The organism is Pseudomonas sp. NFACC56-3, assembly GCF_900100025.1.
GTDB lineage: Bacteria > Pseudomonadota > Gammaproteobacteria > Pseudomonadales > Pseudomonadaceae > Aquipseudomonas > Aquipseudomonas fluorescens_AA.
In genome coordinates, this window is record NZ_FMTK01000001.1 from 300,705 (window position 1) to 314,145 (window position 13,441).

General features: G+C 62.9%; 14 protein-coding genes. 13 read left to right on the forward strand and 1 reads right to left on the reverse strand.

From position 1 onward, the window contains the following. The first annotated feature begins 10 nt into the window (after nucleotides 1–10). The 13 genes from BLO80_RS01185 to BLO80_RS01245 all read left to right on the forward strand — a co-directional run bounded on the left by BLO80_RS01185 (nucleotide 11) and on the right by BLO80_RS01245 (nucleotide 12,352). Nucleotides 11–805 carry an SDR family NAD(P)-dependent oxidoreductase gene (locus tag BLO80_RS01185; protein WP_060742718.1) on the forward strand — a complete coding sequence of 265 codons (795 nt, stop codon included), beginning with the start codon at nucleotides 11–13 and terminating at the stop codon, nucleotides 803–805. A 12-nt stretch (nucleotides 806–817) separates the two neighbouring features. Continuing rightward, on the forward strand, nucleotides 818–1,858 hold the full coding sequence (locus tag BLO80_RS01190; protein ID WP_092326222.1) for a YCF48-related protein: 1,041 nt from the start codon (nucleotides 818–820) through the stop codon (nucleotides 1,856–1,858). Between the two features lie 11 nt (nucleotides 1,859–1,869). Beyond that, nucleotides 1,870–2,319 carry a VOC family protein gene (locus BLO80_RS01195; protein ID WP_060742716.1) on the forward strand — a complete coding sequence of 150 codons (450 nt, stop codon included), beginning with the start codon at nucleotides 1,870–1,872 and terminating at the stop codon, nucleotides 2,317–2,319. 13 nt (nucleotides 2,320–2,332) lie between these two features. Further along, a complete protein-coding gene (locus BLO80_RS01200; RefSeq protein ID WP_092326224.1) occupies nucleotides 2,333–2,935 on the forward strand; it encodes an amino acid synthesis family protein in 603 nt (200 codons plus the stop codon). 26 nt (nucleotides 2,936–2,961) lie between these two features. Continuing rightward, nucleotides 2,962–3,825 (forward strand): alpha/beta fold hydrolase, encoded by an 864-nt coding sequence (locus BLO80_RS01205; RefSeq protein ID WP_092326225.1) that lies wholly within the window; start codon nucleotides 2,962–2,964, stop codon nucleotides 3,823–3,825. Nucleotides 3,826–3,827: 2 nt separating this feature from the next. Next, nucleotides 3,828–5,435: a bifunctional 3-(3-hydroxy-phenyl)propionate/3-hydroxycinnamic acid hydroxylase gene (locus BLO80_RS01210; protein ID WP_092326226.1), complete on the forward strand. Its 1,608-nt coding sequence runs from the start codon at nucleotides 3,828–3,830 to the stop codon at nucleotides 5,433–5,435. Then, nucleotides 5,432–6,196, forward strand: coding sequence for a 2-keto-4-pentenoate hydratase (locus BLO80_RS01215; protein WP_092326227.1), 765 nt, complete (start codon nucleotides 5,432–5,434; stop codon nucleotides 6,194–6,196). Before BLO80_RS01210 ends, BLO80_RS01215 begins: the two co-directional genes overlap by 4 nt. 178 nt (nucleotides 6,197–6,374) lie before the next feature. After that, nucleotides 6,375–7,316, forward strand: coding sequence for a helix-turn-helix domain-containing protein (locus tag BLO80_RS01220; protein WP_092326692.1), 942 nt, complete (start codon nucleotides 6,375–6,377; stop codon nucleotides 7,314–7,316). A gap of 238 nt (nucleotides 7,317–7,554) precedes the next feature. Further along, nucleotides 7,555–8,223, forward strand: a complete 669-nt coding sequence (locus tag BLO80_RS01225; protein ID WP_072410018.1) for a GntR family transcriptional regulator — start codon at nucleotides 7,555–7,557, stop codon at nucleotides 8,221–8,223. A gap of 76 nt (nucleotides 8,224–8,299) precedes the next feature. Continuing rightward, nucleotides 8,300–9,106, forward strand: a complete 807-nt coding sequence (locus BLO80_RS01230; protein ID WP_092326229.1) for an ABC transporter substrate-binding protein — start codon at nucleotides 8,300–8,302, stop codon at nucleotides 9,104–9,106. Between the two features lie 12 nt (nucleotides 9,107–9,118). Continuing rightward, entirely contained in the window at nucleotides 9,119–9,895 is a 777-nt protein-coding gene (locus BLO80_RS01235; protein WP_060742708.1) for an amino acid ABC transporter permease, read from the forward strand. A gap of 3 nt (nucleotides 9,896–9,898) precedes the next feature. Further along, entirely contained in the window at nucleotides 9,899–10,678 is a 780-nt protein-coding gene (locus BLO80_RS01240) for an amino acid ABC transporter ATP-binding protein (RefSeq protein WP_092326230.1), read from the forward strand. A gap of 63 nt (nucleotides 10,679–10,741) precedes the next feature. Further along, the gene (locus BLO80_RS01245) at nucleotides 10,742–12,352 is read left to right on the forward strand and encodes a gamma-glutamyltransferase family protein (RefSeq protein WP_092326232.1); all 1,611 of its coding nucleotides are present in this window, start codon (nucleotides 10,742–10,744) and stop codon (nucleotides 12,350–12,352) included. A 20-nt stretch (nucleotides 12,353–12,372) separates the two neighbouring features. On the opposite strand, the gene BLO80_RS01250 is transcribed toward BLO80_RS01245, so the two are convergent. After that, the gene (locus BLO80_RS01250) at nucleotides 12,373–13,389 is read right to left on the reverse strand and encodes an NADP-dependent oxidoreductase (RefSeq protein ID WP_092326233.1); all 1,017 of its coding nucleotides are present in this window, start codon (nucleotides 13,387–13,389) and stop codon (nucleotides 12,373–12,375) included. Nucleotides 13,390–13,441: the final 52 nt, after the last annotated feature.

Below are 13,441 nucleotides of genomic sequence, written 5' to 3' on the forward strand. Positions count from 1 at the left end.
AGGAACTGCTATGGATCTGGAATTGCAAGGCCGCGTGGCGATCGTCACCGGCGGCGGTATGGGCATCGGCAAGGAAGTCGCGCGCTTTTTGTCCCAGGAGGGTTGCAAGGTGGTGATCTGTGCGCGGCGCATGGAGTTTCTCCAGCAAGCCGCCGAGGAAATCACCGCCGAGACCGGCAACGAAGTGCTGCCGCTGTACTGTGACACCAACCAGATGTCGGCGGTGTCCGACATGGTCGAGGCGGCCCACAAGCACTTTGGCCGCATCGACATCCTGGTCAACGGCGCCGCGGCACCGTCCGGCGTGGTGCGCAACGACATCGAACATGCCGGCGACGACGAATTGCTCTCGGACCTCAACACCAAGGTGATCGGCTACTTCCGTTGCGCCAAGGCGGTAACCCCGCACATGAAGGCCGGTGGCTTCGGTCGCATCATCAACATCGGTGGCTTGACCGGGCGTGGCAGCAAGGTCCTCTCGGGCATGCGCAACCTGGCCATCGCCCACATGACCAAGACGCTCTCCGACCAACTGGGCCCCTCCGGCATCACCGTCAACCTGATCCACCCCGGTGTGGTCGACACCCCGCACATCCAGGAGTTGTACGAGCGCGAAGGGGTCAAGCAGGGCAAGACGCCTGAGCAGGTGGAGCAGGGCTACATCGACGCGACGCCGATCCGGCGCACCCTGGCGCCCATCGAAATGGGCTGGCTGATCGGTTTCCTCGCATCTCCCAAGGCGGGCGCCGTGACCGGGGAATCCATTGGCATCGACGGCGGCTTGACCCGTGGCATCTTCATTTGAGGAGCAGCAGTGATGAGTAACGGAACCCTTTTGGTCGCCACCGTGGGGCAAGCGGTGATCCGCAGCGCCGACGATGGCCGTACCTGGCATCGCCTGGGCCTGGGCCAGGACCTGGAATTCGATGCGATCACCCGATCCCTGAGTTTCCATCCGGGTACGCCCGAGGTGATCTACGCCGGCACCGACGTCGGCCTGTGCGTCAGCCGTGATACCGGCGGCCATTGGCAGCGGGTGGAGTCGCCGTTCAACGGGCAGACCGTCTGGAAAGTGGCGGTGGATCCCCAGGATGCACAGCGTATTTTCGTGGGCACCGGTGCGCCGTCGCGCGCCGTGCTGTGGCGCACCCTCGACGGTGGCCAGCACTGGGACCGTGCCCCCGTGGAGATCCCGGAGTTCTGCGACGGCGTCAGTCGTCCACGCCTGCTGGCTTTCGCCTACGACCCGACGGACCGCAACCAGCTCTGGTTCGGCCTGGAAGAGGGCGGCTTGTTCCACAGTCGCGACGGTGGCGAGAGCTGGACCCGTGTCGATGATCGCTTGCTGTGGGACTTCAACTCGGACGTGCACAACATCGTGGTCCTGCCCAACCATGGGCAAAAGGTCATCGTCGTGGTGTGCGTCAACGCCGTTTACCGCAGCCTCGACGAGGGGCAGACCTGGACCGGCATCGTCGCCCGGGAAGCCTTCGGTCTGTATTACGTGCGCGCCATGAATGCACCGTTGGGCGGCGAGGATACGCTCTACCTGAGCATCTCCGACGGCACCCCGGGCACCACCAGCAAGGTCCTGGTTTCCCGGGATGCCGCCCTCAGTTGGGAGGTGCTGCCGCTGCCACAACAGCCCAACTCCTGTGTCTGGGCGATTGCCTTGAACCCTGCCGATCCTCGCCAGATCGTCGCCGGCACCAAGTATGGGCATCTGTTCACTTCCGAAAATGGCGGTGACGGCTGGCAGAAGCAGTGGCGTGAATTCAGTGAAATCGCTGATGTGCTCTGGACCCCCGCCGTGGCGCAAATCAAGTCCGGGCATCAATCCATCATCAAGAAAAACTGAGGTATCGCGCGATGAAAGTCGAAGTCGTTCGTACTCACCTGTCGTTGTTCGTGAGCGACCCGGAAGTGTCGGCCCGTTGGTACGCCGATGTGCTGGGCATGCATGAAAGCGCCCGGGGTGAAAGCTGGATCATGATGGCGTTTGGCGCCAAGCATCACGACATCGCATTGCTCCGCGCAGAGCCCGGCGCCCACCAGGGCGGCCTGGGGTTGCAGCACTACGGGCTGGAGATCGCGGGTGACATGACCACCCTGCGCAAGCTCTACGGCATGTTGCTGAACAAGGGCGTCGAGGTGGTGAAGATCACTGACCACGAGATCGGCAACGGCGTGTACTTCAACGACCCCGATGGCAATCGCATGGAGTTTTTCCTCGAGTCCGAACACGACGACGAGCGCGGCAAGGCCCGCTTCAAGGCCGCTGGGGCTCCCAGCCGGCATTTCGATCTCGACCCACTTTAAAGAGGCAAGTCTGATGAAAACCGCGAATTTCGCCAGTTACCACATCCGCAAATGGTACAGCTTCGTCGAGGAAACCCTGGCCAACGAAACCGGCCAGTTGGCCGATGGCGAGCCGCTGTTCAAGTACGCCATTGGGGCGGTGATCGCCAACCCTTATGCCGGACGTTTCAGCGAAAGCCTGGCCGAGTTGATAGAACCGTCACCCTTGCTCGGCCAGGAGTTTGGTCGACGTATCCAAGCCCTGGGCGGCGAGCATGAGATTGTCAGTTACGGCAAGGCGTGCCTGGTGGGCAGCCAGGGCGAGTACGAGCACGGCAACGCGTTGCTGACCAATCCGGCGGCGGATCCGATCCGTGTCGCATTGGGCGGTGGCAAGTCCTGGGTGCCCTCCACCGGCAAGCGGGGCGGGCCTGGCGTGACCATCGACGTACCGCTGGCCCACAAGGACGCGCTGTATGTCCGCTCCCATTACGACAGCATTTCCCTGTCGTTCGGCGATGGTCCCTCGGCCGACGAGTTGATCATCATCTGGGCCTTCGCCACGCGCGGTCGTTTGCATGCACGCCTGGGTGGTCTGCAGGCCGCTGACGTCAAGGGCAATGACGGCCTGTATTGAGGTGCGCTGACGTGGGAAGCCAACGAATGTCTGCAAACAGCCAGTTCTTCACCAATCGTTCGGGGATGCGCCTGCACTACTTGTCGTGGGGCAACGCGTCAGGCATTCCCGTGTTGCTGCTCCATGGGCTGCGGGCCTATGCCCAGACCTGGGCGTCCCTGGCCAATGCATTGGGCGAGCAATTCTGTTGCCACGCCCTGGACCAGCGCGGCCGTGGCGACAGCGACTGGGCAGAGGCTTCCAGCTACCGGACCGAAGCCTATGTCAGCGATCTGGAAGATTGGGTCAAGCACCTGGGGCTGGAGCGTTTCGTCCTGGTGGGGCATTCCCTCGGCGGCACCAATGCGCTGGAGTATGCCCGGCTCAATCCTGGACGCCTGCAAGCCCTGGTGATCGAAGACATTGGCCCCGGCTCGTCGATCAACGGCGACGGTGCCGAGCGCATCCGTCGCGAGATGAGCCAGACGCCCCTGTCGTTTCCCGACTGGGAAAGTGCCGCGCAGTTCTGGCGCCGCTCACGTCCCGGTCTGTCCGCCCAGGGGCTGGCGTCCAGGTTGACCCATTCGATGAAGGAAACCCCGGCAGGCATCGGCTGGCGCCATGATCAGGCCGGCATTGCCCAGGCGCGCCTGAGCATCACCCCGACCGATCTGTGGCCGGCGGTCCGGGCGCTGGATTGCCCGACGCTGTTCATCCGGGGCGCGCGTTCCGATTTCTTGCCCGAGGCGACCCTGGTGGCGATGAAAGAGGCCAATCCGCAGGTGCATACAGCGCAAATCGCCGATGCCAGCCATTATGTCCATGACGACCAGGAGGACACGTTCAACCGTGTCGTCATGGACTACTTGCACGACCAATGCCTACAACCACAACAACAAAGCGGTGAATAGCGATGAAGCAGGAGAAAACCCAGGTTGTCATCGTGGGCGGCGGCCCGAACGGGATCACGGCCGCTCATTACATGGGGCTGTACGGTATCGACTGCATCGTCCTTGAGTTGGCTGACGGCGTCCTGCCGTATCCCCGCGCGGTGGGCATGGATGACGAGGCGCTGCGGGTGTTGCAGGGCATCGGCATCGCTGAGCTGGCCGCGCGCGACATGATCTGCAACGTGCCCCTGCGTTACTACAATGCGCGAGGCGTCTGTTTTGCCGAGGTCAAGCCGAGCACGGCGAACTATGGCTGGCCGATGCGCAACATCTTCATGCAACAGTTACTGGAAACGACATTGCGCGAGCAGTTGGGCAAACACACCACTGTCGAGCTGCGCCAGGGCCATGAAATGCTCGACCTGGAGCAAGATGCCGAGGGTGTGACCTTGCAGGTGCGCGATGCCGGGGGCGAGCTCTATCAGTTGCAGGCGCAGTACGTGATTGGTGCCGATGGCGGACGCTCCAGCGTACGCAAGAAACTCGGCATCGAACTGCTGGGGCTGACCCATCCGCGCAAATGGGTGGTGATCGATACGGCCAACGACACCCTCGATGCACCGTATACCGCCTTGCATGCCGACCCTCAGCGACCTTTCGTCTGCATCTACCTACCGTATCAGCAACGGCGCTGGGAGTTCATGCTCCTGGAGGGCGAAGACGAAGCCAGGATGTGCGAAGAGGCAACGATCCGGGACTTGATCCGTGGGCATATCGGCGATGCAGTTGACCAACTGGAGATCATCCGGATCCGCGCCTACACCCATAATTCCCGGGTCGCGGCGCGCTTTGTCCAGGGCCGTGTGGCATTGGTGGGGGATGCGGCGCATATTTCCCCGCCCTGGGCCGGGCAGGGGCTCAATTCGGGCTTGCGTGATGTCGCCAACGTCAGCTGGAAGCTCGCCGCGATTCTCCAAGGGCGGGCGTCGCCGGCGATCCTGGCCAGTTACGACCAGGAGCGCCGTGGGCATGCGACCGATCTCATCGCGTTGGCCGACAACATGGGCGCCGTCCTGGGGCTGACCAACCCGTTGATGGCGGGGGTGCGGGACTGGTTGTTCCAGGCCGTCAACAGCGTCGACAACCTGCGTTCGCACTTGCTGGAGTTCAAGTTCAAACCCAAGGCGACCATCACCAAGGGCCTAGTGTATCACGAGCGCGCCGAGCTGCATGAGGATGATCTGGTCGGGCAGTTGTTCATCCAGCCGTCCATCGAAGATGCCCAGGGCCAGCGCCGACGCCTGGACGAGGTGCTGGGGCATTCCTATGCGGTGCTGGGGTATCGGGTCGACCCGAGCGAACCGCTCAGCGAAGAAACCGCCGCCTGGTGGGCGCGCTGGGAGACGCGCTTCATCCAGATCAATCGCTCGCGCAGTGGCGTGGGGCGCAACCAACCCTTGTCTGCCAGCGGGGCCATTTGTGTCGAGGACGTCGATAACCGCCTCGGCGAATGGTTTGCCAAGGTGCGTGATTGTGTCGTAGTGGTGCGGCCGGATCGGTTCGTGGCCGCGATCACCACGCCCGAGCGGCTCGAGGGCGTGTTGCGCAAACTGGCGGAGCAACTCTCATGAGCCGCGAAGATCATCTGTTGGTTCGACTTCACGATGCCGCGCAGGCCGTGCACGCCTTGCCGTCGTTGGAACCAGAGGCCGTCGACCTGCCGACGGGCTACACCTTGCAGCGCGAGGCGCTGCGCCGACGCCTGGCCGGTGGTGAGCGCTTGACCGGGTGGAAAGTGGCCTTCGCCGGCCGCGCCGCCCAGGACCGTTTCGGTATTGATGAGCCGGTATTGGGCGCACTGACCGATGCCATGGTCGTGGAGCCCGGCCGTGGGGTGTCGCTTGCGCGGCTGATCCAGCCGAAGTTGGAAATCGAGCTGGCATTTGTCCTGGGGCGTACGCTGGTGCCGGGTTTCTACAGCGACGAGGACATCCTCGCGGCCATCTCCGACGTCGCGCCGGCGTTCGAAATTGCCGATTGCCGCTGGCAGGGCTGGCGTTTCGGCGTCGGCGCGTTTCTTGCCGACAATGCCGCCGCGGGGCTGTATTGCCTGGGGGCGCGGGTCAAGTTCCATCCCGAACAACTGGCCCACGTGAACTATCGCCTGACGTGCGATGGGGTGCCCTGTGGCGAGGGCAATGCCCAGGCGCGCGAGGACACGCCCCAGGCCAACCTGTGCTGGCTGGTGCGGCGCTTGCTGGCCGACGGGCAGTGCGTTGAAGCGGGGCAGGTGGTGCTGTCCGGCGCTTTGTTGGCACCGTTGGAGATCAAGGCCGCCGAGTATCGGTTGGACATGCTTGGCATGGAACTGGCTTTGGTTTTCCGGCAGTAAGTACTGTTCACCCAAAGGAGCCCGTGGCGAGGGAGCTTGCTCCCGCTTGAGTGCGAAGCGCTCATAAAAATGGTCTGCTGCGCAGCCCAGCGGGAGCAAGCTCCCTCGCCACGGGGTTTAGATGTCCTTGAGCGACCGTACCAGGCAATAAACGCAGGGCTACCGAGGACCAATGATCATGTTCGCCGAAGTCCGTACCTTCAATGATCCTCAGCAACACGCCGGTTCGATCCTGGGCTGGCAACAAGTCTATGACCAGCTCGGGCGTGGATGTCTTTCCAGCGAGCTGCGCCAGGTGTGCGCCGAACGTTTCCAGATTTTCCAGGAGGTGCTGGATAAACGCGTGGTGCAGCACGGTTGCGCGCCAAAAGGGCGCTTGTGCATTGCCATGTCGCTGGGCGGTGCGCCGGTGGTCCAGGGGCACCAGGTGGGCGCCCACAGCGTCGTGTTGTTGCGCGATGGCGAAGACTTCGTCTTGCACGCCCCGGAGGGCACGCATTTCTTCGCGGCCAATGTCGACACGGTGCGGTTCGCCAAGCTGGCGGCCTACGAACTGTCGAGCGAACAGCTCAAGCGTTTGAAAAGCGTGTCCCAGGTCAGCGTGGATGAAGTGGTACTGCGCCGCGTGCAACAACGCATTCACCCGCTGTTTCGTCGCCTGTTGGAACAGGCGGACGCCGTCAATCCCGCCTCGGAAAAAGTCCTCGAAGACGTTCTGCTCAATGCCTTTCTCGACCTGTTCAGCCACGCCTCGGACGAGGTGCGCGGCCGACGCGGCAACTTTGCCGTCAGTGCCTACCTGGTCAAGCGTTGCCAGGAGCTGGTCGTCGCCAGTGCCGATATGCCCTTGAGCATTCTCGACTTGTGCGAGCAATTGCGGGTCAGCCGCAGGACCCTGCAGAACAGTTTCCAGGCGGTGACCGGGATGCGCCCGGTGGAGTACCTGCGCAACCTGCGGCTCAATGCGGTGCGCCGCCGTTTGATTTCCACCCATGCGGCGGCGCAGAACGTCAGTGAGATCGCCGTCGAGATGGGGTTTTTCCACCTGAGCCATTTTGCGTTCCATTATCGGGCGCTGTTTGGCGAGTCACCCTCGGATACGCCCAGGGCGCCGGCATGATGAGCCGCCGTTTGCGGTGTTACCGAAGCACCATCGCGCACCTGTAAAGGGCAGCCGCTGAGCTGTTTGGTAGCACACGGCTGCAGCCCCGCCCGTGGCAGGGCTCACGGCAGCCAGTCGCTTCTCCTCGGTAAATTCCTTCAAATCAAACGCTTGCACGGTTGCGTGAGAAGTTGGCACGTATTCTGCCTTTTTGAATCCATGGATAATTGGATACAAAAATGCAGAAGGTGCTGCCATGCAATTTGCTCCGACATACGCTGAACGCCCGCCCATGACCGCCGAGGAGGAGGCCTACAACTTCCTGCTCGATGCCATTTGTGGTGGTCGGTTACGCAAGGGCGACCGGTTGATTGCCGAGGACATTGCCAACGAGATCGGCATGAGCCGGATGCCGGTGCGCGAGGCCTTTCGCCGTCTGGATGCCCAGGGCCTGGTGACCCTGCGGCCCAATCGCGGCGCGGTTGTCAGCGGCCTGGACATCGATGAGCTGCACGAAGTCTTCGAAATGCGCAGCGCCCTGGAAGGCCTGGCGGTTCGTGTCGCGACAGCACGAATCGGCGAGCGCCAGTTGGCCGCTTTGGAGCGCTTGCTGGACGAGATGGACGACTACCGCGAGGAAAGCGCCGAGTGGGTCAGTCGCCATCGCGCCTTCCATGAATACCTGTGCAGCCTCAGCGGTCGCCCGCGATTGCTCAAGCAGATCAGCGCGCTTTATTCCTTGATCGAAGCGCCCATGCGCCTATGGCTGCAGCATGTGGAAAAACCCCTGAGTGCGCGTCAGGAGCACATGCTGATCCTCGATGCCCTGCGTGCGGGCGATGCCGAGAAGGCCGAGGCGGTGGTGCGTGCGCACATCGAAGGCACCGTTCCTGAATTGATCGAGTTCCTGCAATCGAAAAAATAACGAGAGCAGGCCCCGAGCCTGCCCGTGTTCTGACTTTGAGTACTGCCCGTTACCTACTGAACTGGAGTGTCTGGTCATGCATAAGCCTCGCCTGTTGGTTGCCGCTTTATCCTTGGGTTTCTGTGCGCAATGGGCGGTTGCCGCGCCCGTTGTCCCGGAGCGTTTGCTCAAGGTCGACAAACTCGTCTACTGCTCAGGCATGGATTCGCCGCCGCTGGTGTCTTTTGACGAGGCGCAGAAACCCAAGGGATTGACCGTGGACCTGGGGCTGGAAATCGCCAAGCGCCTGGGTGACAAGAAGGTGGAGTGGCGGGTCATTCCCTTTTCCGGATTGCTCCCCGCGTTGCTGGCTCGCCAGTGCGACATGATCGTTGATCAGTTGTTCGACAAGCCCGAGCGCCGCGAGGTGATCGACATCGTCAACTACATGTATTCCAGCCAGGCGGTGGTGGTGCCCAAGGGTAATCCGAAGGGCCTCAAGACACTGCCGGATCTCTCCGGGCACAAGGTCGCGGTGCTCAACGGTTCCACCATCAAGACCCTGCTCGACACCGAGAACGAAACCCTGGCCAAGGCCGGCAAGCCGGCGATGAAGCTGGTGGTCTACAACACCGACACCGATGCCTTCCAGGCCCTGCGCATCAGCCAGGTCGACGCCTACGGCACCACCGTGGAAACCGCCGGTTACTACGCGGCCATGGCGCCCGACCTGTTCGAGGAGGGTGTGCCGGCCTTCAGCCGGATTCTCACCGGCCTGGGCATTCGCAAGGACGATCCGCAACTGACCGCCGCCGTGCAGCAGGTGATCGGCGATATGCGCAGCGATGGCAGCTACAACCAACTGCTGGGCAAATGGCATGTCGCCAGCGATACGCTTGATTGAGGTGAACCATCGATGAATTTCAATTGGGATGTGTTCTGGCAGTACCTGCTGCAGCCCAGTGGGGTGTACCTCACCGGGCTCTGGCTGACCTGCCTGATCAGTGTGCTGGCGATGCTGCTGGGCTGTGCCCTGGGGCTGGCCGCCGCGTTGCTGCGGTTGTCGAGCAACCCCTTGCTGCATTTGCCGGTGCGCTTTTACGTGTGGCTGATGCGCGGCACGCCGTTGCTGGTGCAGATCGTCTTTCTCTACACCGCGCTGGCCGCCGGCGGGATTTTCCGCTTCGAAGACATCGACCTGTTCGGCCTGGTGATCCCCGGCAATATCCAGGCGGCGATCATTGCCCTGGGCCTCAACGAGGGGGCCTACATGGCCGAGATCATCCGCGCCGGCATCGGCGCGGTGGACAAGGGTCAATACGAGGCCGGACGTTCCCTGGGCATGACCTTCGCCAAATTGATGCGCCGCATTGTCCTGCCCCAGGCGTTCCGGGTCATCGTTCCGCCGCTGGGCAACGAGTTCAACGTGATGCTCAAGAACACCACGCTGGTCAGTGTGATCGGCGTCCAGGAACTGTTGCTCAGTACCCAGATGGTCACGTCGGCGACGTTCCGGGTGTTCGAGCTGTACCTGGTGGTGGCGATCTACTTCCTGTTGCTGACCACGTTGTGGGGCTTTTTCCAGCGCTGGCTGGAGACCCGTTTCGGCCAATCGGATCGGCCTTCGTCGCCACCGCCGGCGTCGACGCGGATGTTCGGTCGCAGCACCCTGAATCTGCTGAGGGCACGTTAAACCATGGCGCATAAAAGCGAAGAGCTGATCATCGAGGCGCTGGACGTGCACAAGTCCTTCGGCAAGCTGCAGATTCTCAAGGGCATTTCCCTGCAAGTGCGGCGTGGCGAAGTGGTGGTGCTGATCGGTGCGTCGGGCTCCGGCAAGACCACCTTCATTCGTTGCATCAATCTGTTGGAAGACATCCAGGGCGGACGCATCCGGGTCAATGGCCGGGCCATGGGGTATCGCGAGCGCGCCGACGGCAGCCTGGTGCGTGAGTCGGAGCGCAACATCGCCCGGCAGCGGCGGGACATCGGCATGGTGTTCCAACGCTTCAATCTGTTCCCCCACATGACCGCCCTGGAGAACATCATCGAGGCGCCCATCCAGGTGCTCGGTGTGCCGCGCACCGCTGCGTTGGAACAGGCCCGCGGGTTGCTGGAGCGGGTCGGCCTGGCGGAAAAAGCCGATCACTACCCGTCGATGCTTTCCGGCGGCCAGCAACAACGGGTGGCCATTGCTCGGGCCCTGGCCATGAAGCCCCAGGCCATGCTGTTCGACGAGCCCACCAGTGCCCTCGACCCGGAGACCGTCGGCGAGGTGCTGCAAGTGATGAAGGAGTTGGCCGAGGAGGGGATGACCATGGTCGTGGTGACCCATGAGATGGGCTTCGCCCGGGAAGTGGCCGACCGTGTGGTGGTCCTGGACCAGGGCGAGCTTATCGAGCAAGGGCCGCCGGAGCAGATCTTCTGTCACCCCGTTCACCCGCGGACCCGGGCTTTCCTCAGCCGGGTGCTATGACCCTGCGAGGTTGTCTACTTCATGAGTCCGGTCAATCAATTCCTGTATTGAAGAGCTTTCGCCATGCTGACATTTTCTGCCCACGAATACCCTTATCCATCCCAACGCCAGAGCGTTTTCGCCCGTCGGGGCATGGTCGCCGCGTCCCAGCCCTTGGCGGCCCAGGCGGGCATCGAGATCATGCAAAAAGGCGGCAATGCCATCGACGCCGCCATCGCCACGGCAGCGGCGCTGACGGTGGTGGAGCCCACTGGCTGCGGCATCGGCGGTGACGCCTTCGCCCTGGTCTGGTGCAAGGGCCAGTTACACGGCCTCAACGGCAACGGTCATGCGCCAGCGGCCTTGAGCATCGAGGCGGTCAAGGCCGCCGGTCATGAGCAGATGCCCACCTATGGCTGGACACCGGTGACCGTGCCGGGCTGCCCATCGGCTTGGGCGCAGTTGTCGCAGCGCTTTGGCAAACTGCCCTTTGCCGAGCTGCTGCAACCGGCCATCAGCCTGGCCCGGGACGGCTTTGCGCTGTCGCCGGTGGTTGCCCATCAATGGCAGATCGCGCTGAACGAGTTCACGCCCCATCGCGATGCCGTCCTGGAGGCCTGGTTCGAGACTTTCCTGATCGAAGGCCGAGCGCCACGGGCCGGGGAGATTTTTCGCAACCCGGCCCAGGCGCGCACGCTCCAGGAGTTGGCCGACACCGGCTGCGAAAGCCTCTATCGCGGGGCGTTGGCCGAGCGCCTGGACGCCCACTCCCGGGCCAGCGGCGGCTACCTGCGCGCCTCGGACCTGAGGGATTATCGCGCCCAGTGGGTCGACCCGATCCACGTCAATTACCGAGGCGTGGATGTCTGGGAAATCCCGCCGAGCGGGCAGGGCCTGGTGGCCTTGATGGCGCTGAAGATATTGGAAGGTTTCGACTTCGATCAGCGTGACAGCCAACAGACCTGGCATCGTCAACTGGAAGCGATGAAGTTGGCCTACAGCGACGGCCTGCACTACATCACCGACCCCCTGCACATGCGCGTGGCGGTGGCTGACCTGCTCAGCGATGACTACAGCGCCCGTCGGCGCGGGCAAATCGGCGAACAGGCCCGCCCGCCCAAGCCCGGCGATCCCCACGCCAGCGGCACGGTGTACCTGGCCACTGCGGATGGGGAAGGCAACATGGTTTCGTTCATCCAGAGCAACTACCACGGGTTCGGCTCCGGCGTGGTGCTGCCCGACAGCGCAATCGCCCTGCAGAATCGCGGGCAGGAGTTCAGCCTCGATCCGAGCCACGCCAACTGCCTGGCCCCGGGCAAGAAAACCTTCCACACCATCATTCCCGGGTTCCTTACCCGTAATGGCGAGGCCCTCGGCCCCTTCGGCGTGATGGGCGGCTACATGCAGCCCCAGGGGCATGTGCAGATGGTCATGAACCTGGTGGATTTCGGCCTGAATCCGCAAGCGGCCTTGGACGCACCGCGTTGGCAATGGCTGGGAGACATGAAGGTCGGGATCGAACACGGGGCTTCACGGGACCTGGCCAATGCCCTGGCGCGACGGGGGCACGAGGTGCAGATCGCCAGCGACCTGACCGACTACGGGCGCGGCCAGATCATCCTGCGCGACCCGGTCAGCGGTGTGCTGTGCGGCGGGACCGAACCCCGGGCGGATTCGCATATTGCGGTGTGGTGATGAGCGCCGGCAAACGGGTTTCATTCAGCGGCCATGCCTGAGTGGATCTTGATGACGACCTTGCCCTTGGACCGTCCTTGCTCGACATAACCCAGGGCATCGGCCGTCGCGTCGAAGGCGAAGGACCGGTCAACCACCGGCTTGAGGCTGCCGGACTCGACGAGCGTGGTGATCTCACGCAGTTGAGGGCCACTGGCCCGCATGAACACGAAGGCGTAGCTCACCCCCTTTCGGCGGGCCTTGCGGCGTATGCCGCTGCTCAGCAGGGCCATGATCAGCCGCAGCGGCCAGGACAAGCCCAGGTCTTGGGCGAACTGTGGGGTGGGTGGTCCCGAGATGGAAATGAGCTGGCCGCCGGGTTTGAGGATCTTCAGCGACTTCTCCAGTTCATCGGCGCCCAAGCTGTTCAACACGACGTCATAGTCCTGCAGAACGCTTGAGAAATCCTGCTGTTTGTAATCGATGACAACGTCCGCTCCCAGTGCTTTGACCCAGGGCACATTGGCGGTGCTGGTGGTGGTCGCAACGAAGGCGCCGAGGTGTTTGGCCAGCTGGATGGCGAGGGTGCCGACGCCACCTGAGCCGGCGTGGATGAACACCTTTTGGCCTTTCTTCATCTGGGCGGTTTCAACCAGCACCTGCCAGGCCGTCAGGGCGACCAAGGGCAGGGCGGCGGCTTCCTCCAGGCTGACGTTCGCGGGTTTCAGGGCCAGGGCATTTTCGTTCACTGCAATCTGCTCGGCGAAGGTGCCGATGTGCCCATCCGGGGCGCGGGCATAGACTTCATCCCCCGGTTTGAACTGCTGGACACGGGATCCCACCCGCATCACGACTCCGGCCACGTCATGCCCCAATACCAAGGGAAACGAGTAGGGCAGGATCAGCTTGAATTCGCCTTTGCGGATCTTTGAGTCCAGGACGTTGACGCCGGCGGCATGCACGCGGACCAGAACATCGTGGTCAGCCATTTCAGGCGCTGGCATGTCGCCGATACGTCCACTGTGCTTGCCGTAGCGGTCGATTAAAAATGCCTTCATGGTGCTTTGCTCTCATAAGGGATGCCGCGGACTGGTCACCCGGCCAGGCATC